The organism is Rubneribacter sp. (assembly GCF_965361815.1).
Genome location: NZ_CBDTNW010000196.1, coordinates 1 through 23473, shown reverse-complemented (window position 1 = coordinate 23473; position 23473 = coordinate 1). Strand labels below are relative to the sequence as shown.

Sequence of the window (23473 nt, the reverse complement as noted above, 5' to 3'; positions counted from 1 at the left end):
TTGCGTGAAGGGCCCTTTTATGGAAAACGAGAACCATGAACTGTTCGCAAGCTGCCTGGCCGGCCTTGAGCGGCCGCTGGCCGACGAGCTGAGGCGGCTTGGCTGCGCGCGAATCCGCCCGCTGGCCGGAGGCGTGTCCTTTTCCTGCGACGTCCGCAGGGCCCTCTCGGCGTGCCTGTGGTCGCGGCTGGCGTCGCGCATCACGTTGGTGGTGGGGCGCGTGAACGCCGCCGACGCCCCCCTTTTGTACGAGGGCGTGCGCCGCCTTTCTTGGGAGGAGGTGGTGGCTCGAGGGGCGAGCATCGCCGTGCAGGCCCATGGCACGAACGCGGAGCTGCGCAACACCCGCTTTACGGCCCTCAAGGTGAAAGACGCCGTGTGCGACCGGCTGCGCGAGGCGCGCGGAAGCCGTCCGGACGTGAACGCCGCTGCGGCAGACGCCGCCATCGACGTGCGCGTGCGCGACGGGCGCGCCACGGTGTCGCTCGACTTGTCGGGCGCGTCGCTGTACCGGCGCAGCTACCTGGACGAGGAGGACGGGCCGGACGCGGCGCTGGAATGCGGCCGGGCGGCGGGCCTGCTCGCCTTGGCGGGATGGGAGCGCATGGCGCGCGAGGGCGCGGCGTTCGTTGATCCGGCTTGCGGCGACGGGGCTTTGGCGATGGAGGCCGCCTTGGTGGCGTGCGACTTAGCTCCCGGCTTGGCGCGCGATGCGTGGGGCTTTGCGGGTTGGGCATGCGCGGACAAAGCGGCGTGGGAGGAGCTTCTGGCCGACGCGGATGCGCGGTTCGAGCGCGGCCTTGCGGACGCGACGGCGCCCGGAACGCTCGACGGCCCCTCGTCGGCGCCTCCCGATCCGGCTTACACGCGCTTCGGCGGGGCCTGCACCTCTTCCCCGGCCGTCGCCCGTGCCCGCGCCCGTGCCCGCCGCGCGGGGCTGCGGCAGGCCTTAAGCTTCGAGTTCGTTGACGCTCGGGAAATGGAGAGTCTGGTGGGGCGCTTGCGCGCGGCGAAAGGCGCGCCCACGCCCGAGGGAGGCGCGCGGGCGTGCCTGGTGGCGAGCGTCGAGGACCCCGACGCGCCTGCCGCCTCCGACGCTCGCGCGTTGGAACGGGCCGCCTCGTTTTCAGCCGCTGCGCGCGCCGCGTCGGGCGGTTCGCGGTTCGCGCTCGTCGGTTTCAAGGGCATGGAGGCGCGCTTCGGATGCGAGCCCGTCGTTCGCGCGCAGCTGGGCCGGGACCGGGTGGCGGCGGACGTTCTCGTGTTCGACCGGCCGCCCCGCCAAGCTGCGACGGTTATGGTGCCGGATACGGCGGGGGGCGCGCAGCGACGCGTGGAGGTGTTGGAGCCCAATTCGGAGCAGTTCGCCGCGCGGCTGCGCAAAAACGCCAAGGAACGGCGCAAATGGGCGAGCCGCGAAGGCGTTGGGTGCTACCGGGTCTACGACGCCGACCTGCCCGACTACGCCGTGGCCATAGACGTGTACACGGGGGCGGGGCAGGCTGCCGGCAACGTTTACCTGCACATCGCCGAGTACGCCCCGCCTGCGAGCATCGATGCCGGCAAGGCGCGTCGCCGCTTCGACGACGTGCTCGTGCTCGCGCCCGCGGTCATGGGGGTGCGTCCCGACCACGTGTTCTCGAAGGTGCGCGAGCGCGACCGGGGCGGAAGCCAGTATCGCGATGCGGGAAGGAGGCCCTACGTCACGCACGTCGAGGAAGACGGGCTGCTGTTCGAGGTGGACCTTTCGGGACGCCTTGACACCGGGCTGTTCCTGGACCATCGCGTCACGCGCGAGCTTGTGGGATCCCTGGCCGCCGGCAAGAGCTTTTTGAACCTGTTCGGCTACACGGGGACCGCGACGGTGCATGCGGCTGCCGGCGGGGCGGCGCAGACCGTGACGGTGGACCTTTCCCAGACCTATCTGGACTGGGCGGCCCGCAACATGGGGCAAAACGGGTTCGACGGGGCCGAGCACTCCTACGCCCGCGGCGACGTCATGCGCTGGATCACGGAGGCGCGCCGAGCCGGTCGCCGCTTCGACCTGGTGTTCGTTGATCCGCCCACGTTCTCCAACTCCAAAGCCATGGGGCGGCGCACCTGGGACGTGCAGCGCGACCACGTGGAGCTGCTCATAGGCGTGACGCGCCTTCTTGCCGACGGAGGGCAGGCGGTGTTCTCGTGCAACCTGCGTTCGTTCAAGCCCGATAAGGAGGCGCTCGCCAAGTACGGCGTGACGTTGGAGGACATCACCGCGCAGACCATCCCGCACGATTTCGCGCGCACGCCGCGCATCCACAAATGCTACCTGGTGAGAAGGGCTTGACGGGGCGTGCGCGTGGTTTCTAGCGGAATTTGGAGAGTTCGCTTATGATGGACGCGGACATGGGCGCGTTTTCAAGGCGCGAGAGGAAGGAAGGGGAAGGATGGCTTCCATCATTGCGGATGCCGCTAACACGGTGATCGTTTCCGTTGTTCTCGTTGTGGCGGGGGCGTTTCTGTTCCGGGGCGACGAAAGGTGCTTCCGCTTCGTTCCCGGTGGCAGGAGGTTCCTCGACGGCGGTCCCGACGAGGGCGCGCGCCGGAAGGCCGTGCGTTGGGCGGCGCTTGCTCTGTGGTCCGCGGCCGCCCTGATGGTATCCGCCTTCGCGATGTCGATGGCGTCGGACGGGCCCGTGCGCAGGGCGCTCCTCGCGCTTGCCGTCGTGTTCCTTATAGGGTTTATAGCCTTCGCCGCGCTGCAGGCGAAGGAGTGCAAGTCCATGCTCGGCTGAAGGCCGGGCCAGCGGAGGAAGCGGGGCCGGGTTGCCCGGCAGGCGATGGCGCGCCGGGTTGGCGGGCGCTCCTGTGGAGCCTCCTGTGGAGCCGACGTGAAGCTGTGGCAAATTGCCTCTTGCGCGAAGCGTCGGGTACCGCTAGAATGTTCAAACGTTGCAAGCGCAACGAACCGGTCGCTTGGCTCAGCGGGAGAGCATCGCCTTCACACGGCGGGGGTCACAGGTTCAAATCCTGTAGCGACCACCACGAACTCGAAAGCCCCCGGAGATCGGGGGCTTTTTTCAAGGGCCTATAGCTCAATGGCGGAGCAGGGGACTCATAATCCCTTGGTTGCAGGTTCGAGTCCTGCTGGGCCCACCAAAAACCTCAACGGCCGCATCCCCTCGGGGTGCGGCCGTTTCGCGTCTTCGCGGTCACGCTTGCAGGGTGAAGCGCCAGGAGCAGTTGCAGGTGGCGTCCGTCACCTCGGGAAAGCAGCTCAAGCACTCGCATCGTATGCGCTCGTCGATGCCGCGCGCGAACTCGCGATGCTCCACGATGCCGACGCGTTTGCACGGGTGGAATCCCATGCCCTTGCGCTCGCGCGCGTTCTGCACGCGGCAGTCTGTGATGCGGTAGACAAGCGCACCGTCCTCGTCGAAGAAAAGCTCGTCGGCGTTGGCTGCCGACTGGCAGCGCAAGGGCAGCGCGCGGGCAAGGCCCTCGAGTCCCGGACGCTCTTCCAGACCGAGGAAGCTTTTGATGCGCCGCGCCTCGCTTTTGCTGAAGCGCCGCCACGCCTCCCCGTCGTGGTGCATGGCGGCGTCCATGCCGTCGTCTTGCTCAAGCGATTGAAACCAGGTGCCGTCGAGGGTGATGAGGTTTTTGGCGTAGATGACGAGCAGCTCCTGCAGATCGTCGCGGGAAAGCGCGCGCAAGGCGTCGTTCATGTCCGTCCTTTCGTCTAAGGCGCGCTGTCCGCCGGGCCCTCCGGCGGTTGGCGGGCGGCCCGGCAGGCAACGTGAATGGTCCGTGAATGGTCCTTGCCAGTATAGCCCTTGCGGACGCCCCCGCGCACCGTCCAAAACCGCTATACTGTTGCGTTGCCGACCGATCGCGCACGACCAAGGATGGAGAGTTTTCCATGAGCACCGACAGCTTTGAAGCCAGCAAGAAGCGCAGCGACGAGATTCGCGCCGACCTTTCCGTCCACCCCGAGAACTACACCATGCTCACGGGCGACCGCCCGACGGGCCGTTTGCACCTGGGCCACTACTTCGGCACCATCCGCGAGCGCGTCGCGCTGCAGGATGCGGGCGTTGCCTCGCGCATCATCATCGCGGATTACCAGGTGATCACCGACCGCGACACCACCGAGCACATCCAGGACAACGTGTACAACATGGTGGTGGACTACCTGGCCTGCGGCATCGATCCCGAGAGGACCGTCATCTTCACGCATTCGGCCGTGCCGGCCTTGAACCAGCTCATGCTGCCGTTTTTGTCGCTCGTCACCGAGTCCGAGCTTCTGCGCAACCCCACGGTGAAGTCGGAGATGGACGCGTCGGGTCACGCGCTCACGGGGCTTCTGCTCACCTATCCCGTGCACCAGGCCTGCGACATCCTGTTCTGCAAGGGCAACATCGTGCCGGTGGGCAAAGACCAGCTGCCGCACATCGAGCAGACGCGCAACATCGCCCGCCGCTTCAACGAGCGCTACGGGCGCGTGTTCCCAGAGCCTGAGGGCCTGCTCAACGACGCCGTGGAGATACCCGGCCTCGACGGGCGCAAGATGTCGAAGAGCTACGGCAACGCCATCAGCCTGTCTTTGACCGAGGCGGAGACGGCCAAGCTCATCAAGAAGTCCAAGACCGACTCCGAGCGCCTCATCACCTTCGACAAGGAGAACCGCCCCGGCGTGTCGGCGCTTCTGACCACGGCGGCGCTGTGCACGGGCCGCGCGGAGGCCGACATCGCCGCCGAGATAGGCGATGCGGGCGCGGGCGCGCTCAAGAAGCACGTGACGGAAAGCGTCAACGGCTTTCTTGCGCCCATCCGCGAGCGCCGCGAGCGCCTTGCGCAGGACCGCGACTACATCTGGGACGTGCTGCATGAGGGGAACCGCCGCGCCAACGAGATGGCCGAGGCCACGCTTGGCGAGGTGCGCGAGGCCATGCGCATGGTGTACTAGAAAAAGCTGAAATTCGGCCTTGCGCATCGCCTCTGTTCCGGTATAATGCATTCCTGCGCGTGAAAGCGCAGCGTATTCCTCGGTAGCTCAACGGCAGAGCATCCGGCTGTTAACCGGAGGGTTGTAGGTTCGAATCCTACCCGAGGAGCCATAGAACATCAGATCAGTCTCCGTTTCCGGGGGCTGATTTTCATTTTGGGCTCCTCTTCGCGGTTTGGCTCGGCGTTTGGGGGTCTTGCCTTGCCGGCCTTGGCGCGCCGGGCAACGCAGCGGGGTTGAGGGTGGAAACGAAAGGGGGTCGCCATGCGCGATGTGACGTTGGGGAGCACGGGCATCACCGTGCCGCAGAACGGGTCCGGGGCGTTGCCGCTGCAGCGCGTCGGCGAGGACGAGGCCGTGGCGCTTCTGCGCGAGGCGTTCGCAGGGGGCATGCGCTACTTCGACACGGCGCGAGCCTACTCCAACAGCGAGCACCGCGTGGGGCTGGCTTTCGAGGGCATGCGCGAGGAGGTGGTCATCGCCACCAAAACCATGGGCCGCACCCCCGAGGCGTTCTGGGCCGACCTCGAGGAGTCGCTGGCCGAGCTTCGCACAGACTGCATCGACGTCCATCAGTTCCACTGCGTCGACCAGGTTTACGCGCCCGGCGACGGCACGGGCATGTACGAGTGCATGCTGGAGGCGAAGGAGCAGGGCAAGATCCGCCACATCGGCGTGACGGCCCACAAGATAGAGGTGGCTTTCGACTGCGTGCGCAGCGGGCTGTACGAGGTGCTCCAGTTCCCGCTGAGCTATCTGTCGGGCGCCCGCGAAGAGGAGCTTGTCGAGGAGTGTCGCCGGGCGAACGTGGGATTCGTGGCCATGAAGGGGCTTGCGGGCGGCCTCATCACCGACAGCCGCGCGGCCATGGCGTTCATGGCCCAGTTCGACAACGTGCTGCCCATCTGGGGCATTCAGCGGAAAGACGAGCTTGCGGAATGGCTTTCGTACATGGGCGGCGCGCCTTCTATGGACGAGGGGCTGCGCGCGTTCGTCGAGCGCGAGCGCGCAGAGCTGGCGGGCGATTTCTGCCGCGGGTGCGGCTACTGCATGCCATGCCCGCAGGGCATCGTCATCAACCAGTGCGCGCGCATGGCGCTCATGCTGCGGCGCGCGCCTTCGGATGCCTGGCTTACCGAGCGGTGGCGGCGGGCCATGGAGGACACGGAGCGCTGCACTGAATGCCGCGCCTGCACGCAGAGGTGCCCCTACGGGCTGGACGTCCCCGCGCTGCTGAGGAAGAACCGCGAGGACTACCGGCGCGTCCTCGCCGCCGGGGGCGCGGCCTGACCGCGGACCGGCCCTGCGGCTGGGCGCGGGGCGCCGGGACGGGGAGGGGGTGGGCCTTGTCGGCCCTGCGGTTGGAAGGCCGGCGCCGGATCGGGCCTAGTCCTCACCTTGCAGCTTCCGCTCGGCCGAGCGGATGGCGTCCTCGTAGTTCTCTATCTTGTAGTTGAGGCGGTCGAGGCCCGCCTGCATCTCCTCGATGCGCGCCCGCGCCAAATCGCGCTGCTCCTCCAGGATGGCTTTGCGGGCCTCCAGCGTGGCGTCGCCTTCCTCGAGCAGCGACATGTACTCGATGAGGGCCTCGATGGACACGTGCGCCCCGCGCATGCACTTCACGAACTCCACGCGCGCGCAGTCCTGCTCGCTGTAGTCGCGCACGCCGCTTTCGTTGCGCGCGACGCCGGGCAGAAGGCCGATGCGCTCGTAGTAGCGCAGGGTGTCGGCCGAAAGCCCGTAGAGCTTGCTCACTTCCGCTATCTTCATGTGCGCCTCCTCGTTATCATGTGCGCATTGAACCACATGGAGTGCGCTCCAAGTCAAGCGGTTTTAGCGGGGGAGGGCGCACGGTTCAGGGTTCGGGCGCGGCGGGGCGTGCGCGGCCGGGGATCTTGGGGCTTAGCGTCGCGGCAAGGCTCGCGGCCTTCGGACGCGCACGCCGTGGGCGGTGTAGGTGCTCTGATGACGGCGCGCCGACTCTTCCGCAGGCGGGTTCTTCCGCTATCATAAGCAAATTGCGCGCGATACGGCGCGCACCACGCAGACACGCACGGACAAGCAGAAAGCGCGCACGCACCATGATCATGCAGCTCGAACATATCGCGAAGTCGTTCGGAGGGCGCCAGCTCTTTCACGACGTGACGTTTCGCCTGGAGGAGTACGATCGCCTGGCGCTCGTGGGCCCCAACGGCGCCGGCAAGACCACCATGCTCAACATCGTCTCCGGCAAGGAGGACGCCGACGAGGGCAGGGTGCTGTTCGCGAAGGGCGCGCGCGTGGGCTACCTGGAGCAGGAGGCCATCGAGATGGGGGAGCGGCCCATCTTCGAGGAGGTCATGTCCTCGCAGACAGAGGTGCTCGAAGCCGAGCGGCGCCTTTACGAGCTGGAGCAGGGGCTGGGCGAGAACCCCACCGAGCGGCAGCTGGCCGCGGCGGGGCGCGCCCGCGACGCCTACGAGGCGCTGGGCGGCTACACCATCGAAGCCAAGGTGCGCGGCGTCATGTTCGGCCTGGGTTTCAAGGAGGAGGATCTGCGCCGCCTGACCACCGAGTTCTCCGGCGGCTGGCAGATGCGCATCGCGCTGGCGAAGCTGCTCATCCGCAACCCCGAGGTGCTCCTGCTCGACGAGCCCACGAACCATCTGGACCTGGAGAGCGTGAAGTGGCTCGAGGGCTTTTTGCGCGGCTACGCGGGCACCGTGGTGGTGGTCAGCCACGACCGCGCGTTCATGGACAACATGGTGGACCGCGTGGCCGAGGTGGACAACGGGCAGGTGAACCTGTACAAGGGCAACTACTCCGCCTACCTCAAGGCCCGCGAGGAGCGCCTTGAGCGCCTGCGCGCCGAAAAGGCCAAGCAGGACGAGGAGATAGCCCACATGGAGGCGTTCGTGGAGAGGTTCCGTTACAAGCCCACGAAGGCCAAGCAGGTGCAGGACCGCGTGAGAAAGCTCGAGAAGATCAAGCGCATCGAGCTGCCCGAGGAGAAGAAGACGGTCAAGTTCAACTTCAAGCAGCCGCCGCGCACGGGTGACGAGGTGGTGCGCGCCCGCGGCTTGGTGAAGCGCTTCGGCGACAAGGCCGTCTACGACGGCCTCGACTTCACCATGTACCGCGGCGACAAGATAGCGCTCGTGGGTCCCAACGGCGCCGGCAAGTCCACGCTGCTCAAGATGATCGCCGGGGCGCTCGCGCCCGATGCGGGCGCCATCGACTACGGCGTGCACGTGACCAAGACCTACTACGCGCAGCACCAGCTGGAGGAGCTGCATCCCGGCAACACTGTGTTCGAGGAGCTGGACCGCGTGGCGCCCGGCTGGACCATCAGCCAGGTGCGCACGCTTCTGGGCGCGTTTCTGTTCACGGGCGATGCGGTGGACAAGCGCGTGAGCGTGCTCTCCGGCGGCGAGAAAAGCCGGCTTGCGCTCGCGAAGATGCTGGTGGCGCCGCGGCCGCTTCTGTGCCTTGACGAGCCGACGAACCACCTTGACATAGCGAGCGCCGACATCTTGGAGCAGGCGCTCAAGGCGTTCGAGGGCACGATTCTGTTCATCACGCACGACCGCCACCTCATCCGCGGCGTTGCCAACCGCATCGTGGAGGTGACGCCCGGGCGCGTGAGCGTCTACGACGGCGACTACGACTACTACCTGTTCAAAAGCGGCCAGCTGGACGGCCCGGCACCTGAGGAGCGCTCGCTTGTGGACGAGGTCATGAGCGAGGGAGCAGGCGGCGGCGAACGGGAGCGGGGGAGCGCGAAGGCGCCTGCGAAGGCGGCGTCGGCAACCGCCAAGCCGGGGTCGAAGGCCGGGCTCACCGCGCCGCGGGCGAGCGCTCCCAAAACCAAGGAGCAGAAGCGTCGCGAGGCCGAGGCGCGCAACCGCGCCTACGCCGCGCTCAAGCACCATCGCAAGCGCATCGCCGAGCTGGACGCGCAGATGGAGCGCGACAACGCGCGCATGGCGGAGCTTTTGGAGCTTATGGCTGATCCGGGTTTCTACATAAACGAGGACGCCTCCTCCGACGCCATCTCCGAGCATGCGCAGCTCAAGCAGCGCTTGGCGGCCGCCGAGGAGGAGTGGCTCGCGCTCAACGAGGAGCTGGAGGCCGAGATGGCCCGCCAGGCGCAGGAGCGCTAGCATGGGGGCGCCGCTCAACGTCGTTCTCGTGGAGCCGGAGATTCCGCAGAACACGGGCAACATCGCGCGCACGTGCGCATGCGTGGGCGCGCGGCTGCACCTCGTGGAGCCGATGGGGTTTCGGCTGACGGAAAAGCAGCTTGCCCGTGCGGGCTGCGACTACTGGGACGAGGTGGATGTTGTGCGCTGGCCTTGCCTCGAAGCGTTTTTGGAGGCGCACGGCGCCGAGGAGCTGCACCTGTTCACCGGCCAGGCGCAGCGCTCGCTTGCCGACGCCTCGTATGGCGAGGGCGCGTTTCTGCTGTTCGGCCGCGAGAGCCGCGGGCTTCCCCTGGGCCTCATCGAGGCGTTGGCCCCGCGCTGCGTGCGCATTCCCATGCGCACGGGCCTGCGCAGCCTCAACCTCTCCAACGCCGTGGCCGTGGCCGCCTACGAGGCGTTGCGCCAGCAGGGTTGGCCGGGGCTTTCGTAAGCGGCGGCGTCCGGCGCCCGCCGAAGCCGCCAGAGCGTCCGGCGCCCGCCGGAGCCGCCCGGGCATCCGGTGTTTGCCGGAGTTGCCGGAGTGTCTGAGGGTTGCCGGAGCCGCCCGGGCGCGCGGGCGGCTTGAAGGTCGTCTCGGCCGCTCCCGCGCCCGTTTCGCCGTTTGAGCGGACGAGGAGGGCGAGCGGGGCTGATCGTGTGTATACTGGGACGCATCGTCCGCGCACGTACCAAGGAGGTCCCCATGTCCCGCGTCTACAACTTCTCCGCCGGTCCCGCCGTGCTGCCCGAGGAGGTGCTGCGCCAGGCCGCGTCCGAGATGCTCGACTACCAGGGGTGCGGCATGTCGGTCATGGAGATGAGCCACCGTTCCGCGGCGTTCAAGGGCATCATCGAGACGGCCGAGGCCGACATCCGCGAGCTGATGGGCATTCCGGAGAACTACCGCGTGCTGTTTTTGCAGGGTGGCGCCACCCAGCAGTTCGCCGCCATTCCCATGAACCTCATGCGCAATAAAAAGGCCGACTACATTGTGAGCGGCTCCTGGTCGAAGAAGGCGTTCAAGGAGGCCAAGCTCTACGGCGAGGCGCGTTGCGTTGCCTCCTCGGAGGACGGCAACTTCTCCTACGTGCCCGACGTGGATGCCCTCGAATTCGCGCCCGACGCCGACTACGTCTACATCTGCCAGAACGAGACCATCTACGGCACCCGCTACCCGAAGCTGCCCGACACCGGCGACGTGCCGCTCGTCTCCGACGTGTCGTCGATGTTCCTCTCCGAGCCCATGGACGTGTCCCGCTATGGCCTCGTTTACGGCGGCGTGCAGAAAAACGTGGGCCCGGCCGGCGTGACCATCGTCATCGTGCGCGACGACCTGGTGCGCGAGGACGTGCTGCCCTTCACGCCCACCATCATGCGCTACAAGACGCAGGCCGACGCGGGCAGCCTTTCCAACACGCCGCCGTGCTACGGCATCTACATGTGCGGGCTTGTGTTCAAGTGGCTCAAAGAGCAGGGCGGCCTTGCGGCCATGCGCGAGCGCAACGTGGAGAAGGCGCAGCTGCTCTACGACTACCTGGATCAGTCGAAGCTGTTCAAGGGCACGGCGCGTGCGGAGGACCGCTCGCTTATGAACGTGCCGTTCGTCACGGGAGACGTCGATCTGGACGCCAAGTTCGTGGCCGAGGCCAAGGGCGCGGGCATCGAGAGCATCAAGGGCCATCGCAGCGTGGGCGGCATGCGCGCGAGCATCTACAACGCCATGCCGCGAGAGGGCGTGGAGGCGCTCGTGCGCTTCATGGAGAAATTCGAGGCCGAGAACGCGTAGGGACTCGGTTGCCGACCCGCGATCCCCGTTGCCTGCCACAGGCGTCGCATCGTTCCGCGGAAAAAGCGGCCAGCTCCGAGGGGGCCGGCCGCTTTAACGTTATTGCGGGTCGAATGCCTAGTACGCGCTCCAGCCGCCGTCGATGGCGAGCGCATTGCCGTTGATGAAGTCGGCCGTGTCGGAGGCCGGGAACAGCATCTCTACCGGGATATCCTCCAAAGCGCTCGAGTAGTCGGCCGTGGTCTTCGCCGCGCTCACGCGCGCTTGCGCTCCCGGTACCGCGCGGGCGTCCATCCGGTCTTCTGCTTGAAAACGCGGTTGAAGTACGCGGCGCTTGAGAATCCGCAGCGCGCCCCGATATCGGCGATGGTCGCATCCGACGTCTCGATCAGCTGCATCGCGCGGGCGAGGCGGACCTTCGCCACGTAGGAGGGGATGCTCTCGCCAATCTCGCCGTTGAAGACGCGGCTCAGGTAGTTGGGGGAAACGCCGATCTCGCGTGCGATCTCGTCGACGGTGAACGTCTCCGCGTAGCGTTCGCGGATGAAGCGCACCGCCTCGAGCGATAGGCGCCCCACTTCGAGTCCGGTTCGCGAGGAGGCTCGCGCGCAGTGCACGAGCACGGCGCGAGCCTCCTCGTAGACCGTCTTCAGGTTGTCATGCCCTTCGAGGGAGAGGCCTTCGAGGCGGGCAGAGTCGAGACGCGCGAGGAAGACCTCGTTGTAGCGCCTCGCCAGGCTGCGGATCTCGGACAGCGCATCGGAGCAGGCCCGCAGGCTGAACGAGGAGCGCAGCTGCTCGAAGAACAAGACGCGCACTGCCTCCTCCAGCTCTTCGACGCTCGATCTGACGATGAGCGATTCGATGCGCTTGAGGCTGGAGGCAAGCCCGTCGGCGCTCAGAGGAACGTGCCGACTGCGATACTCATCGTCGGTCATGAGGAGCGAGCGGTCGAGGAAAAACGAGAGCTTTGCCAGATTGCGGGTTCGGACGAAACCCTCTGCGAGGGACTCGAACCCGCGAAGCTCTTCGGAGAGCGCGGTCACGCACACGTACGCGTCATCGCCGAGTCCCCAGCACGAGCGATACAAGGCCAGGATGCGGCGATGGAGCAGCTCGGCGGCCTCGAGCGACCGATCGGCGGAGGGTGAGGGGGACAGAAGGTAGAGGATGCGCTTCGTCCCGTCGTATTTGACGATGGCGGCGTCGAACGCGATGCCGAACTCTGACAGCGAGCGCGCCATTTCGTCCTCCAGCGAGCCGTACAGGCGGAAGAAGTCGTCGAGGTCCTTGCCGAACCGTGGGGCGTACACCTGCTTGGGAATGCCGGTCAGGCAGAGGCGGAAGCGTTTCAAGTCGATGTTCATCGAGACGCCCAGGTCGACCATGAGCCTTTCGCAGGCCGTTTGGCTCTGCCCGAACAGCATCTCGTTGATGACGGCCCCTTTGAGCGTCCGGCCTTTGTCGTACGTGTACACCATCGTCTCCTTCTCGGTTCCTTGCGCCTCCCATTGTAGTTAGCGAAGACGGTGCACGTCATTGCAAACTTGTGCGGTGCGTTGCTCTTTCCTGTCCGTTTTCGCCCAGAAGCGGCGGACCTTCCTAAGATGGGGACGAAAGGGTCCGGACGAAGGACCCATCGGGAAGAGAAGGAAGGAAAGGGGAGAAAAATGGCCGATGTTTCGCGTCGTGCTTTTCTGAAGACGTCGGGGGCGGTCCTCGGGCTTTCGGCGACGGGGGCGGGCGTTCTCGGGCTGGCGGGATGCGCCGCCGCTTCGAAGGACGCTCCTTCGGAGGGAGTCGGCTCGGATGCCGGGAAAGCCGGGGAGGAGAGCCTGAAGGTGAAGCTCTGCGCCTGTTCGCCGACGGGCAACACGCTCGCGGCGGGGCTTGTGCTGGCGAACTACCTGTCCGACGACGTCGAAGTGATCGACCAGACGTCGTACCAGTCGCGCATGAAGAAGATCGATTTCGAGCCGACCGACCTTGTCATCATGATAGGCTCCACTATCGCCGGCCGCACGGTGGAGGTGGACAACCTGTTCACCAACCTCAAGGGCAGCGACACGCCCTGCATCGCAGCCGCCTGCTTCGGCAACCGCAAAGCCGAGATGACGGCCTCGCTCATAGCGGACACGGCGAAGGCGAACGGCTTCAACGTGATCGGAGGCATCGAGATCGTGACCGACCATACGCTCGGGCGGTTCCTCGGGCACGGACGCCCCGACAGCGATGACCGCGCTGCCATCCAGGAATTCGCAGATTCGATCAAAGAGAAGATCGCCTCCGGCTCTCTCGAGCCCGTGACCATCGTCGGCGACGAGAGCTGCTATGAGAACTACAATCCGAAGGGCACGATCTACCGATCAACCACGACGAAGGAGTACTACCCGGACAACTGCATCAAGTGCGGCACGTGCGCGCAGGAGTGCACGGCGGGCGCAATCGACGCGACCACGCTCGAGATTGACGAGGACGTGTGCGTCCACTGCCAGCGTTGCACCTATGTGTGTCGCCATCAGGGCCGCTACTTCTTCCCGGCGAGCGAGTTCGAGCAGGGCGAGCATTACTGGTCGCGCAAGGACGTCGTCGTCCATCTGTGACGACCCTCCCTTGCGACGGCCCTCCTTTCTGTCCGGGGTCCGCGCGCCGTTCCCTCCTGCGCGCGGGCCCCGGCTGCGTTTCCTTGTGAAGTTTCGCCTGTCAGATGCGTCGGGCGGCACGGTTGCGCTAGACTGGGCGTCATTATGATTTCCATTCCGTACCTCGTCTGCTCCATCCTGAGCTTCATTCCCGCCATCGTGCTGCACGAGGCGGCGCACGGCTTTGCGGCGTGGCGGCTGGGCGATCCCACCGCCAAGCACGCGGGCCGCCTGTCGATGAACCCGCTCAAGCACGTCGACCCCTTCGGCACGGTCATCATGCCGCTGTGCCTGATGGCCATGAACATGCCGGTGTTCGGCTACGCCAAGCCGGTGCCCTACAATCCGGCGTACTTCAAGGATCCGCGCAAAGGGGACCTCATCGTGGGCTTGGCGGGGCCGACCGCCAACCTCGTCATGGCGGCGTTGGGGGCTGCGGCGTCGTTCGCTGTGCGGACGGCCCTTCCCACGGGTTCGCTCATGGCGGCAAGCGATTTGTTCTATTACTTCTACGCGTTGTTCCTGCCGATGTTCTCGCTCATCAACCTGTACCTGGCCTTTTTCAACCTGCTGCCCATCCCGCCGCTTGACGGCTCCTCCATCTTCGCGTTCGTCCTGCCGCGGAAGTACCTGCCGCAGTACTACAAGGTGCAGCAGTACGCGCTTCCCATCTTCATGGTCGTGGTCATCCTGGTGCCCTATGTGCTGCACGTGAACCCCGTGGGCATCTATTTGGACGCCACGGCGGGGACCGTGTTCGATCTTTTGTATTCGTTCGGTTAGCAGGCGGGCGTCGACGTGTCGTACAAGGTTCGCATAGACAGCTTCGAGGGGCCCTTCGACCTCCTTCTGCATCTGGTCAGCCGGCAGAAGGTGGACATAGGGGCCATCTCCATCACGCAGATCGCCGACCAGTATCTGGCCGAGGTGGCGCGCATGGACGCGCTCGACCTCGACGTGGCGAGCGACTTTTTGCTGGTGGCCTCCACGTTGCTCGAGATCAAGGCCGAAAGCCTGCTGCCGCGCGAGCGCGACGCGGCGGTGGACGAGCTGGAGGAGCTTGCCCCCAGCGAGGCGCGCGACATTCTGGTGGAGCGGCTTTTGTCCTACAAGCAGTACAAGAACGCCGCCGGTGCGCTGCACATGCGCTTTGTGAGCGAGGGGCGCATGCATCCGCGTCCGTTCGGTCCCGACGCGTGCTTTCTCAACCTCATGCCGGACTATCTGAAAGACGTCACGCTTGACGGCCTGGCGCTTCTGGCGGCGCGCGCCCTTGCGCGACGCGACGTGTTCCTGCTGGAGTCCGAGCACATCGCGGCGAAGCCCATCCCGGTTGAGGTGCACGTGCGCGCCATCCACCAGCGCATCCGCAACAAGAAGTGCTTGCGCTTCTCCGAGCTTGCGGACGCGCGCACGCCCGTGCCCGTCGTGGTGGTGACGTTTCTGGCCGTCTTGGAGCTGTACAAGCGCGCGATGGTGAGGATCGAGCAGTCCGAGCAGTTCGGCGACATCGACATCCGCTACATCGAGGGGTCGGGCGAGCTTCTGCTCGACGGCGACGACGCCCTCACATCGGTTGGGGAAGGGTAGGCCCATGTTTCAGGGATTGCGGGAAAGCCAGCTCAAAGGCGCGGTGGAGGCCCTGCTGTTCGTCACCGACGAGCCGGTGGGCGTCATCGCGCTCGCGGACATGCTGGAGGTGGAGCCGGCTGCGGTGGAACGGGCGCTCGAGGAGCTGCGCGAGCAGCTTGCCAACGAGGACCGCGGCATCCAACTGCGCGAGGTGGCCGGGGGCTGGCGGCTGTACACGCATCCGATCTACCACGAGCTTATCGAGCGCTACGTGCTGTCGTGGGACACGCGCAAGCTCTCGCAGGCGGCCATGGAGACGCTCGCCATCGTGGCGTATTTGCAGCCGGTCACGCGCTCGGGCGTGGCCAGCGTGCGCGGCGTGAACTCGGACAGCTCCATCAACTCGCTTGTGGAGAAGGGCCTCGTGCGCGAGGCGGGCACAGTCGACGCGCCGGGCAATCCCACGCTCTACGCCACCACGCGCGCGTTTTTGGAGAAGTTCGGCCTGCGCTCGACGGCCGATCTGCCCGACCTCGACCAGTTCGCTCCCGACGACGACACGCGCGCGTTTGTTCGCGAGCGCTTGAGCGCCTCGCGCGAGGACGTGCGCATCGCCGAGGAGGCGCGCCTGGACACCGAGGCGGCCGATCCGCTCGACGGCGTGGAGTTCGACCTCGACGACGAGGCGACGGTGTTCGCCGCGCAAAGCCCGCGGGAGGAGGCGGCGGCCGACGCGGCCCGGCAGATGCTCGCCGACGCCATGGCGAGCGGATTCGGGCTGGTGGAGAAGATCGACTTCGACGCGCTGACGTTCGAGACCGACGACGAGTGAACGTGTCGCTCAGGAGGATGGTGGCGGTGCTCCGAAAGGCGGCGGGGGCGTCCAGTCGCTCAGACGGTCCTCGCTTCGCTGCGGGACTCGCTTGGCGGACGCCTCCGCCGCCTTTCAGGGCGGTGGGTTTGCCGTGGGGTTCGCTTGATGGGCGCCCTTGCCGCCCTTCGAAGCGGCGGGCGTGGCATGGACTTTGAACGCGCGTCGGATACGAGGGGAAAGGGTGGGGAGGATCTGATGGTTTTGGAGGGCTTGTGATGTGCGGCAACGAGGATCGTGTTGTTCCTATGCGGCTGCAGAAGTTTTTGGCGCGGGCGGGAGCGGCGAGCCGGCGGGGGTCGGAAAACCTCATGACGGCGGGGCGCGTCACCGTGAACGGCCGGGTGGTCACCGAGCTTGGCAGCAAGGTTGACCCGCTTGTGGACGAGGTGGCCGTGGACGGTGCGGTGGTGCGCTTGGCCGACGGGCCGGTCACGCTCATGCTGCACAAGCCGGCCGGCTACGTGACCACCATGTCCGATCCGCAGGGGCGCCCGACCGTGGCGGAGCTCGTGCCCGTGGCCGCTCACCCGGGGCTTTTCCCGGTGGGGCGGCTCGACGCCGACACCACGGGGTTGCTTTTGTTCTCCACCGACGGCGAGCTGGGAAACGGCCTTCTGCACCCGAAGCGCCACGTTGCCAAGCGCTACCTGGCGTGCGTGGAGGGCTGTCCCACCGAAGGCGAGCTTGACCGGCTGCGCCGCGGCATCATGCTTGACGACGGACCCGCCCAGCCGGCCGACGTTCGCGTGCTCGACGGCGGCGAGGCGCGGGCCGCCGGGCGCGTGCTCGCCGTTCCGCCCGCCGTGCCCCCGCGCTCCTCGCGCGAGTACGCCGACGTGCTCCGCGGGCGGGCGAGCGCGCGCTCCTACGTGCGCATCTGCCTGTGTGAGGGGCGCAAGCGCCAGGTCAAACGCATGCTCGGGGCCATCGGGCATCCGGTGGTGGCGCTGCATCGCGACTCGTTCGGCCCGCTTGCGCTGGGGGGGCTGCCGCGCGGGGAGTGGCGCGAGCTTTCCGCAGAGGAGGTGGCCGCGCTCCATGCGGCCGCCGCCGAGCGCGATTAATGCTAGAATGATGCCGGAGGCGGCCCTGCGCCGCTTTCCCACAACGAGAAGAGGTTTGCGAGACGAAAGGGAGAGGTGTCTCACCATATGGCGCGGACGCATGCGGCGCACGGGGCGGAATCGGGGTTCAAGCGCATTGCCGTGGTAGGGTTTGGCCTGATAGGGGCCTCGTTTGCCGCAGCTGTCAGCGAGGCGCATCCAGAGGTTGAGCTGCTTGCCGTCGACGTTGACGACCGCACGTTGGCCGAGGCCCTCGAGCGCGGCTGGGCGGGCGCGGCCGCGCGCCCGGACGAGCCGGCGTTCCGCGCGTTTCTGGAGGACGGCTGCGATCTGGTGGTGCTGGCCGCACCGGTGGATGCGGTGGGGGAGCATCTGAAGCGCCTGGCCGCGTGGGACTTCCGCGGCATCGTCACCGACACCGCGTCCACGAAGGCGCGCATCTGCGACATGGCGGCCCGCACGCTGCCTCATCCGGAGAACTTCGTGCCGGGACACCCCATGGCGGGCTCGGAGAGAAACGGCATCGACGGCGCGCGCGCCGACCTGTTCAAAGGCGCGCATTGGATCCTCTGCCCTGACGCGGACACGCCGGCCGAGCACTTCCCGCGCCTCCATGAGCTTGTCACCTCGCTCGGCGCGCGCGTCGTGGCCCTGCCGCGCGAGGAGCACGACGCGGCGGTGGCCGTGGTGAGCCACGTGCCGCACCTCGTGGCGTCCTCGCTCGTGCAGCTGGCCAGCCGCCACGCCGACGACCAGCAGGCGCTCATGCGCCTGGCCGCCGGCGGCTTCAAGGACACCACGCGCATCGCGGCCGGCTCTCCGCAGCTGTGGTGCGGCATCGCCTTCGACAACAAAGACGCGCTTTCGGCGGGGCTTGCCGAGATGCAGGGCATCATCGCCTCGTTCGCCGACGCGCTCGAAGCCGGCGATCGCGCGCGCCTCACCGCGCTTCTGGCCCAGGCGGCCGAGGCGCGCCGCGCGCTGCCGGCCGCCTGGGTGCCCTCCACCGAGCGGCTTTTGGAGGTGCGCATCCCCATGGAGGACCGCCCCGGCGTGGTGGCCGAGGTCACCACCGTCACCAGCTCGGTGGGCTGCAACATCCAGTCCATAGAGATCGACCACGTCACGGCCGATAGCGCGGTGCTGAGCCTGGTGCTCACCGACGAAGGTGACATCGGCCAGCTGTCCGCGCAGCTCATCAACGCGGGGTTCTCGGTATCGTTCAGCCCCCTGACGGCAAAGGAGCACACCCATGTCGACTGACCAGATGCAGGGCGCAACCGTCGTCGCGCCCCTGCCCGCGCCTTTGCGCGGCTCCACCTCCGTGCCCGGCGACAAGTCCATATCGCACCGCGCCGTGCTGTTCGCGGCCATGGCCGAGGGCACCTCGCGTCTTTCGGGCGTGCTCGATTCCGAGGACGTGCGCTCCTCCATCGGCGCCGTGCGCGCGCTCGGCGCCGAGGTGTCGCTTGAGAAGGCCGCCGACGGCAGCCTTTGCGGCGGCGTCACCGGCTGGGGCGCGCGCGGGCCCCGCCAGCCTGACGGGCCCATCGACTGCGGCAACTCCGGCACCACCGCGCGCCTGCTCATGGGCGTGCTCGCGCCGTGGGACGTGCGGGTGGAGCTGACCGGCGACGAGTCGCTCGTCAAGCGCCCCATGCGCCGCATCACCGCGCCGCTCATGAAGATGGGCGCGCGCTTTTTGCCCGAGGGGCGCGAGACGCTGCCCATCACCGTGTGCGGATCGCGGAGGCTGCGCGCCATCTCCTACGACGCGCCCATGGCCTCCGCGCAGCTCAAGACCGCCGTGCTTCTGGCCGGCGTGTTCGCCGAGGGAACCACCGTCTTGAACGAGCCCGCCCCCTCGCGCAACCACACCGAGCTCATGCTGCCCGAGTTCGGCGTGGACACCACCGCCGCCGACCGCACCGCAAGCGTCACGGGTCCCGCGCGCCTTGAGGCGTGCGAGGTGCAGGTGCCGGGCGATCCCTCGTCGGCGGCCTTCATCGCCTGCGCGGCGGCGATACGGCCCGGCAGCTCGGTGCAGGTGGAGAACGTGAGCCTCAACACCGCGCGCATCGGGTTCGTGCGCACGCTCGAGCGCATGGGCGCCGACGTGAGCGTGCGCCACACGGGTTCGGCGGGCAAAGAGCCCTACGGCGTCATCTCGGTGAGCCACACGCCTAACCTGCGCGGTTGCGAGGTGCCCGCCGAGAAGATAGCCACCATCGTGGACGAGGTGCCCGTGCTCGCGCTCGTGGCGGCGCATGCGCGCGGCGTGACGGTGTTTCGCGAGGTGAGCGAGTTGCGCGTGAAGGAGACCGATCGCCTGGCCGCCGTCATCGAGGGGCTGGGGGAGCTTGGCGTGGACGCATGGGCCGACGGCAACGACCTGTTCGTGGAGGGCCAGCCCGGCCTGCGCACGCCCGCCGGCGCCTCCTTCGACTCGAAAGGCGACCATCGCCTGGCCATGACCTGGGCGCTCGCCGGCCTGTGCGGCACGGCACCCGTCGAGGTGAAGAACTTCGACTCGGTCAAGATCAGCTACCCTCAGTTCCTCTCCGACATAGAAAGGCTCGCACGATGATCATCGCCATCGACGGTCCGAGCGGGGCCGGAAAATCGACCGTCGCGAAGGCGGTCGCCCGCACGCTGGGCTTCTCTTGCCTGGACACCGGCGCGATGTACCGGGCGGTGGCCTGGCAGGCGCTTGAGGACGGCGCGTCTTTGGAGGACGCCGAGGCCCTCGGCCGCATCGCGCGCGAGCGGGAGATAGCCTTCTTCCACGATCCCGGCGACCCCATGCCCAAGGGCGTGTCCATCGGCGGCCAGGATGTGAGCGCCGCCATCCGCACCGCCGAGATCGACCGCGCCGTGAGTCCCGTGTCGGTCGTGCCCGCCGTGCGCGAGGCGCTTGTCGCGCAGCAGCGGCGCATCGGGCGCTCGGGCGACTACGTGGTGGAGGGCCGCGACATCGGCACGACGGTGTTCCCCGAGGCTCCGGTGAAGGTGTTCCTCACCGCCTCGGCCGAGGAGCGGGCGCACCGCCGCGTGCGCCAGAACGTGGACCGCTCCGTGGGCTCCATCGACTACGAGGAGGTGCTCGCCGACATCCGTCGCCGCGACGAGGTGGATTCCTCCCGCGCAGCCTCGCCCCTGCGCCCGGCCGACGACGCCGTGCATCTTGACTCCACAGGCCGCTACATTGAAGACGTGATCGACGAGATCTGCGCCCTCGCCCGCGAGAAGGGCGCGCGATGAGCGTGTTTCTGCCCTACGAGAAGATGTGGGACATGCCCCTTGGCGGCACGTCGGACGAGAAGCAGGTGCCCCACTGGGCGGGCAACTTTTTGTGGGTGTTCCTCTCGCTCGTGTTCAAGGTGTGCTTTCGCTACCGTGTGGACAACCGCGAGAGCATCCGCGCCTTCGACGGCAAAAGCGGAGTTGTGGTGGTGGCCAACCACACGTCGTTTCTGGACGTGGCGTTCATGTACCTGGCCACGAGGCCCGCGCAGTGGGTGCGTTTCATGGGGCGCGAGAGCCTGTTCGACAACGCGCACGGCCTGGTGGGCCAGATCCTCTCGCGCGTGGGGGCGTTTCCCATCAAGCGCGACGCGGCCGACCGCACGGCCATCAAGCGCGCCACGCGCATGCTGAAGAACAACGAGGTGGTGGGCATCCTGCCCGAGGGCACGCGTCGCGGCAAAGGCTCCAAGACGCCCGAGATCCATTCGGGCGCGGCGTTCATCGCCAAGATGGGCAAGGCCCCCATCCTGCCCATGACCGTGCGCAACGCCGAGAACGTCAAGCGCAAAGGCGAGCGCTTCCGCTTCCCCAAGATCACCATCGAGTACGGCGACCCCGTCCTTGTGGAGGACTTCGACTTCCTGCCGAAGGAGGACCGTCTGGAGGGTTGCACGTGGTACGCCATGCGCGAGTGCTTCGCGCTGTCGCAGCGCGTGCCGCGCGAGCAGGTGGACATGCGGGCGCTGTTCCCGGAGGGGCGCGACTTCACGGAGGTGTTCGCGGAGCATCCCGTGCCCGAGCACTCCTCTCAGGAGGTCGTGGCGAGCAGGGGGCGCGCATGAAGGTGATTCTCGCCCGGCACGCGGGCGCCTGCTACGGCGTGCAGCGCGCGCTCGACATGGCCCTTGCGGCCGCCTCTGCGGGAGACGGCGCGTCAACGCTTGGGCCCCTCATCCACAATCCCCAGGTGGTGGCCGACCTTGAGCGGCGTGGCGTGCGCGCCGTCGGCGGCGTGGAGGAAGCGGGGGACAATCCGGTGATCATCCGCAGCCACGGCGTGACACCGGCGGTGCGCCGTGCGGTGGAGGAGCGCGGGCTGCCGCTCATCGACGCCACCTGCCCGCATGTGGCGCGCGCGCAGAAGGCCGCCGCCGAGCTGGCGCGGCGCTGCGGGCGCGTGGTGGTGGTGGGCGAGGCGGGGCATCCCGAGGTGGAGGGCCTCGTCGCGCATGCGCGCGAGGCGGGCGGCGAGGTGTGCGTGGCGGCCTTGCCAAACGACCTTCCCGCGCATCTGGATTCCCCAACGGGCGTTGTCGTGCAAACCACCCAGACGCGCGAGGCGCTCGACGCCGTGAGGGCGGCGCTTTCCGCGCGCGGCGTGGCATGCGAGGTGAAGGACACCGTGTGCTTTGCCACCCGCCAGCGCCAGGAGGCCGCCGCCGAGCTTGCGGGAAAGGTGGACGCCATCGTGGTCATCGGCGGGCGCAACTCCTCCAACACCACGCGCCTGGCCGACATCTGCGCCGCCGCCTGTCCGCGCACCCACCATGTGGAGGCGCCCGACGAGGTGGATCCCGCCTGGTTTGCGGGCTGCGCGACGGTGGGCGTGACCGCCGGCGCCTCGACTCCCGAGTCGCAGATAGCCGCCGTGGTGGAGCGCCTGGAGGCGCTGTGAGCGCCCCCGGCGCGCCGAAGCTTGCGAAGGCTTCCCGCTTGGGGCTTGCCTGCCTGGCGGGGTACTACTCCTCCGCCTACATCTTCTTCAACCGCCTGTTCTTCGTTCCCGGGGAAGGCTTTCACTTCCATCCCGTGTTCGTGCAGGCGGCCATGATGCTGTGTGCGGCCGCCGCGCTTGCGCGCATGCTCGCCGCAGGGCGCTTCGGGTTGCGTCCCGACGGGCGCGCCTGCCTGGCCATCTGGCTGCTCTTCGCCGCCGGCGTGGCTCTTGACCAGGCGGGCTTGCTGCTGGGAGGCCCGCTGCGCCTGGCCGCTCAGTTCCTTGCATGCCTGCTGTTCGGGGGAGGGTTCGTTTTGTACACGCTGCTGTGGGCGCGGGTGTACGAGGCGTTGCCGTTCCCGCAGCTGTCCGCAGCCGTCTCCTGCGCCCTGGTCGTCAGCGTGCTCGTGCGCGCGGCGACGTACGTGGACATGCGGGCGCAGACGGCGTGGTGCGCGGCGTTCTGCGTCGTGATGGCGCTCTCGCTCGTCATGCTGAACCGCTCGTTTCGCCTTGTGGGAGACGGCGCGCCCGGGACGGAGAGCCCTTCCGGGCGCCAGCGGCTTCCCCAAAGCCTGCTCCTCACGTTGAAAGGCCCCCTCGCCGCCACGGCCGCCGTCGCGTTCGGCACGGGGCTTTCCTGGGGCGAGGCCGCGGTCGACGCGTACCGTCCGCTCATCTCGGTGGCGGCGGCCCTGCTGGTCTGCGTCCTGAGCGTGTTTTTTGGGTTTCGCGCCCGCAGCGGTTCCAAGGGCCGGTTCGCCTTCTTCGGGGCGGTGTTTCCCCTTTCGACCATCCTCTTGCTCGCCTCGCTCGTGCTGGGGCAGCTCGGCGGGGCCGCAAGCTTGTCTGTTCTTCTTGACGCCGCGTACTACGTGGGGTTGTCGTTGCTCGAGGTCTATGTGCTCGTGGCCATCGTCGTGGCCTCGCGGGGCAGCGGCGTGTCGCCTTTGGCGCCGCTTGCCGCGAAGATGGTCGTGTACGGCGCGGGGTTTTTGACGGGCAAGGCGCTGGCCTCGGTGCTTGATTCGCAGGCCCTGCCCACCGTTTTGACGATAGCGCTTTTGGCGTACCTCGCCTTCAACGTGGTGGTGCTGGCCGTGAACCAGGTGTCCGACGCGACGGGGTCCTCCGCGCCCGTGCAGGAGGCCATCAGCGCCCGGATGAGCGAGCGTTACGGGCTTACCCCGCGCGAGCGGGAGGTGCTCTCCTGCCTTTTGGAGGGCAGGTCCTACGAGGGGGTGGGCAGGATGCTGTTCATCTCGTCGAGCACTGTGAAAACCCACGTTAAGCACATCTACGAGAAAGTGGGCGTCAAAAGCCGCGACGAGCTGATCGACCGGGCGTTCTGACGCCCCCCATGAAGGCTGCCGTCCCGACCGCGTGTTTGCCCCTGAAGCGCATCGAGGGCCCTCCGAAAAG

General features: G+C 67.5%; 22 protein-coding genes and 3 tRNA genes. 21 read left to right on the top strand and 4 right to left on the bottom strand.

Going from position 1 to position 23473, the window contains the following annotated elements; all coding sequences use genetic code 11:
• Nucleotides 1-19 precede the first annotated feature (19 nt).
• From ACWKY3_RS13995 to ACWKY3_RS13980, 4 genes are all read left to right on the top strand, one after another.
• Nucleotides 20-2326, top strand: a complete 2307-nt coding sequence (locus tag ACWKY3_RS13995) for a class I SAM-dependent methyltransferase (RefSeq protein WP_449317005.1) — start codon at nt 20-22, stop codon at nt 2324-2326.
• A gap of 100 nt (nt 2327-2426) precedes the next feature.
• On the top strand, nt 2427-2774 hold the full coding sequence (locus tag ACWKY3_RS13990; RefSeq protein ID WP_449317004.1) for a hypothetical protein: 348 nt from the start codon (nt 2427-2429) through the stop codon (nt 2772-2774).
• Between the two features lie 175 nt (nt 2775-2949).
• A tRNA-Val gene (locus tag ACWKY3_RS13985) sits at nt 2950-3024 on the top strand.
• Nucleotides 3025-3063: 39 nt separating this feature from the next.
• A tRNA-Ile gene (locus ACWKY3_RS13980) sits at nt 3064-3138 on the top strand.
• A gap of 53 nt (nt 3139-3191) precedes the next feature.
• Here the strand turns inward: ACWKY3_RS13980 and ACWKY3_RS13975 are convergent.
• Nucleotides 3192-3707 (bottom strand): DUF6125 family protein, encoded by a 516-nt coding sequence (locus tag ACWKY3_RS13975; RefSeq protein ID WP_449317003.1) that lies wholly within the window; start codon nt 3705-3707, stop codon nt 3192-3194.
• A gap of 194 nt (nt 3708-3901) precedes the next feature.
• On the opposite strand from ACWKY3_RS13975, the gene trpS reads away from it, so the two are divergent.
• The 3 genes from trpS (at nt 3902) to ACWKY3_RS13960 (ending at nt 6277) form a co-directional block, all read left to right on the top strand.
• Nucleotides 3902-4948: a tryptophan--tRNA ligase gene (trpS, locus tag ACWKY3_RS13970; protein ID WP_449317002.1), complete on the top strand. Its 1047-nt coding sequence runs from the start codon at nt 3902-3904 to the stop codon at nt 4946-4948.
• Nucleotides 4949-5024: 76 nt separating this feature from the next.
• A tRNA-Asn gene (locus tag ACWKY3_RS13965) sits at nt 5025-5099 on the top strand.
• Nucleotides 5100-5251: 152 nt separating this feature from the next.
• Nucleotides 5252-6277: an aldo/keto reductase gene (locus ACWKY3_RS13960; protein ID WP_449317001.1), complete on the top strand. Its 1026-nt coding sequence runs from the start codon at nt 5252-5254 to the stop codon at nt 6275-6277.
• A 96-nt stretch (nt 6278-6373) separates the two neighbouring features.
• On the opposite strand, the gene ACWKY3_RS13955 is transcribed toward ACWKY3_RS13960, so the two are convergent.
• The gene (locus ACWKY3_RS13955; RefSeq protein ID WP_449317000.1) at nt 6374-6757 is read right to left on the bottom strand and encodes a MerR family transcriptional regulator; all 384 of its coding nucleotides are present in this window, start codon (nt 6755-6757) and stop codon (nt 6374-6376) included.
• A 311-nt stretch (nt 6758-7068) separates the two neighbouring features.
• Between ACWKY3_RS13955 and ACWKY3_RS13950 the strand changes: the two genes are divergently transcribed.
• The 3 genes from ACWKY3_RS13950 (at nt 7069) to serC (ending at nt 10936) form a co-directional block, all read left to right on the top strand.
• Complete coding sequence (locus ACWKY3_RS13950; RefSeq protein WP_449316999.1) at nt 7069-9129, top strand: ABC-F family ATP-binding cassette domain-containing protein; 2061 nt, start codon at nt 7069-7071, stop codon at nt 9127-9129.
• A 1-nt stretch (nt 9130) separates the two neighbouring features.
• The gene (locus tag ACWKY3_RS13945) at nt 9131-9601 is read left to right on the top strand and encodes a tRNA (cytidine(34)-2'-O)-methyltransferase (protein WP_449316998.1); all 471 of its coding nucleotides are present in this window, start codon (nt 9131-9133) and stop codon (nt 9599-9601) included.
• A 252-nt stretch (nt 9602-9853) separates the two neighbouring features.
• Complete coding sequence (serC, locus tag ACWKY3_RS13940) at nt 9854-10936, top strand: 3-phosphoserine/phosphohydroxythreonine transaminase (RefSeq protein ID WP_449316997.1); 1083 nt, start codon at nt 9854-9856, stop codon at nt 10934-10936.
• A 117-nt stretch (nt 10937-11053) separates the two neighbouring features.
• Here the strand turns inward: serC and ACWKY3_RS13935 are convergent, their stop codons facing one another.
• Together ACWKY3_RS13935 and ACWKY3_RS13930 are read right to left on the bottom strand one after the other, a co-directional pair.
• Complete coding sequence (locus tag ACWKY3_RS13935) at nt 11054-11194, bottom strand: hypothetical protein (protein ID WP_449316996.1); 141 nt, start codon at nt 11192-11194, stop codon at nt 11054-11056.
• The gene (locus tag ACWKY3_RS13930; RefSeq protein WP_449316995.1) at nt 11191-12417 is read right to left on the bottom strand and encodes a helix-turn-helix domain-containing protein; all 1227 of its coding nucleotides are present in this window, start codon (nt 12415-12417) and stop codon (nt 11191-11193) included. The genes ACWKY3_RS13935 and ACWKY3_RS13930 overlap by 4 nt, the downstream gene beginning before the upstream one ends.
• A 189-nt stretch (nt 12418-12606) precedes the next feature.
• Between ACWKY3_RS13930 and ACWKY3_RS13925 the strand changes: the two genes are divergently transcribed.
• The 11 genes from ACWKY3_RS13925 (at nt 12607) to ACWKY3_RS13875 (ending at nt 23403) form a co-directional block, all read left to right on the top strand.
• Nucleotides 12607-13539, top strand: coding sequence for a 4Fe-4S binding protein (locus tag ACWKY3_RS13925; RefSeq protein WP_449316994.1), 933 nt, complete (start codon nt 12607-12609; stop codon nt 13537-13539).
• A 144-nt stretch (nt 13540-13683) separates the two neighbouring features.
• The gene (locus ACWKY3_RS13920; RefSeq protein WP_449316993.1) at nt 13684-14361 is read left to right on the top strand and encodes a site-2 protease family protein; all 678 of its coding nucleotides are present in this window, start codon (nt 13684-13686) and stop codon (nt 14359-14361) included.
• Between the two features lie 15 nt (nt 14362-14376).
• Entirely contained in the window at nt 14377-15168 is a 792-nt protein-coding gene (locus ACWKY3_RS13915; protein WP_449316992.1) for a segregation and condensation protein A, read from the top strand.
• A gap of 4 nt (nt 15169-15172) precedes the next feature.
• Nucleotides 15173-15982 carry an SMC-Scp complex subunit ScpB gene (gene scpB / locus ACWKY3_RS13910; RefSeq protein WP_449316991.1) on the top strand — a complete coding sequence of 270 codons (810 nt, stop codon included), beginning with the start codon at nt 15173-15175 and terminating at the stop codon, nt 15980-15982.
• A gap of 257 nt (nt 15983-16239) precedes the next feature.
• Nucleotides 16240-17088, top strand: a complete 849-nt coding sequence (locus ACWKY3_RS13905) for a pseudouridine synthase (RefSeq protein ID WP_449316990.1) — start codon at nt 16240-16242, stop codon at nt 17086-17088.
• Nucleotides 17089-17175: 87 nt separating this feature from the next.
• Nucleotides 17176-18351, top strand: a complete 1176-nt coding sequence (locus tag ACWKY3_RS13900) for a prephenate dehydrogenase/arogenate dehydrogenase family protein (protein ID WP_449316989.1) — start codon at nt 17176-17178, stop codon at nt 18349-18351.
• Complete coding sequence (aroA, locus tag ACWKY3_RS13895) at nt 18341-19675, top strand: 3-phosphoshikimate 1-carboxyvinyltransferase (protein ID WP_449316988.1); 1335 nt, start codon at nt 18341-18343, stop codon at nt 19673-19675. The genes ACWKY3_RS13900 and aroA overlap by 11 nt, the downstream gene beginning before the upstream one ends.
• Nucleotides 19672-20349, top strand: coding sequence for a (d)CMP kinase (gene cmk / locus ACWKY3_RS13890; RefSeq protein WP_449316987.1), 678 nt, complete (start codon nt 19672-19674; stop codon nt 20347-20349). The genes aroA and cmk overlap by 4 nt, the downstream gene beginning before the upstream one ends.
• Nucleotides 20346-21176, top strand: a complete 831-nt coding sequence (locus ACWKY3_RS13885; protein WP_449316986.1) for a lysophospholipid acyltransferase family protein — start codon at nt 20346-20348, stop codon at nt 21174-21176. Before cmk ends, ACWKY3_RS13885 begins: the two co-directional genes overlap by 4 nt.
• Nucleotides 21173-22009 (top strand): 4-hydroxy-3-methylbut-2-enyl diphosphate reductase, encoded by an 837-nt coding sequence (gene ispH, locus ACWKY3_RS13880; RefSeq protein ID WP_449316985.1) that lies wholly within the window; start codon nt 21173-21175, stop codon nt 22007-22009. The genes ACWKY3_RS13885 and ispH overlap by 4 nt, the downstream gene beginning before the upstream one ends.
• Nucleotides 22006-23403, top strand: a complete 1398-nt coding sequence (locus ACWKY3_RS13875) for a helix-turn-helix domain-containing protein (protein ID WP_449316984.1) — start codon at nt 22006-22008, stop codon at nt 23401-23403. The genes ispH and ACWKY3_RS13875 overlap by 4 nt, the downstream gene beginning before the upstream one ends.
• Nucleotides 23404-23473 lie beyond the last annotated feature (70 nt).

Coding starts and splice junctions, on each gene's coding strand:
- ACWKY3_RS13995 (WP_449317005.1), top strand. CDS start 20: ATGGAAAACGAGAACCATGAACTGTTCGCAAGCTGCCTGGCCGGCCTT.
- ACWKY3_RS13990 (WP_449317004.1), top strand. CDS start 2,427: ATGGCTTCCATCATTGCGGATGCCGCTAACACGGTGATCGTTTCCGTT.
- ACWKY3_RS13975 (WP_449317003.1), bottom strand. CDS start 3,707: ATGAACGACGCCTTGCGCGCGCTTTCCCGCGACGATCTGCAGGAGCTG.
- trpS (WP_449317002.1), top strand. CDS start 3,902: ATGAGCACCGACAGCTTTGAAGCCAGCAAGAAGCGCAGCGACGAGATT.
- ACWKY3_RS13960 (WP_449317001.1), top strand. CDS start 5,252: ATGCGCGATGTGACGTTGGGGAGCACGGGCATCACCGTGCCGCAGAAC.
- ACWKY3_RS13955 (WP_449317000.1), bottom strand. CDS start 6,757: ATGAAGATAGCGGAAGTGAGCAAGCTCTACGGGCTTTCGGCCGACACC.
- ACWKY3_RS13950 (WP_449316999.1), top strand. CDS start 7,069: ATGATCATGCAGCTCGAACATATCGCGAAGTCGTTCGGAGGGCGCCAG.
- ACWKY3_RS13945 (WP_449316998.1), top strand. CDS start 9,131: ATGGGGGCGCCGCTCAACGTCGTTCTCGTGGAGCCGGAGATTCCGCAG.
- serC (WP_449316997.1), top strand. CDS start 9,854: ATGTCCCGCGTCTACAACTTCTCCGCCGGTCCCGCCGTGCTGCCCGAG.
- ACWKY3_RS13930 (WP_449316995.1), bottom strand. CDS start 12,417: ATGGTGTACACGTACGACAAAGGCCGGACGCTCAAAGGGGCCGTCATC.
- ACWKY3_RS13925 (WP_449316994.1), top strand. CDS start 12,607: ATGGCCGATGTTTCGCGTCGTGCTTTTCTGAAGACGTCGGGGGCGGTC.
- ACWKY3_RS13920 (WP_449316993.1), top strand. CDS start 13,684: ATGATTTCCATTCCGTACCTCGTCTGCTCCATCCTGAGCTTCATTCCC.
- scpB (WP_449316991.1), top strand. CDS start 15,173: ATGTTTCAGGGATTGCGGGAAAGCCAGCTCAAAGGCGCGGTGGAGGCC.
- ACWKY3_RS13905 (WP_449316990.1), top strand. CDS start 16,240: ATGTGCGGCAACGAGGATCGTGTTGTTCCTATGCGGCTGCAGAAGTTT.
- ACWKY3_RS13900 (WP_449316989.1), top strand. CDS start 17,176: ATGGCGCGGACGCATGCGGCGCACGGGGCGGAATCGGGGTTCAAGCGC.
- aroA (WP_449316988.1), top strand. CDS start 18,341: ATGTCGACTGACCAGATGCAGGGCGCAACCGTCGTCGCGCCCCTGCCC.
- cmk (WP_449316987.1), top strand. CDS start 19,672: ATGATCATCGCCATCGACGGTCCGAGCGGGGCCGGAAAATCGACCGTC.
- ACWKY3_RS13885 (WP_449316986.1), top strand. CDS start 20,346: ATGAGCGTGTTTCTGCCCTACGAGAAGATGTGGGACATGCCCCTTGGC.
- ispH (WP_449316985.1), top strand. CDS start 21,173: ATGAAGGTGATTCTCGCCCGGCACGCGGGCGCCTGCTACGGCGTGCAG.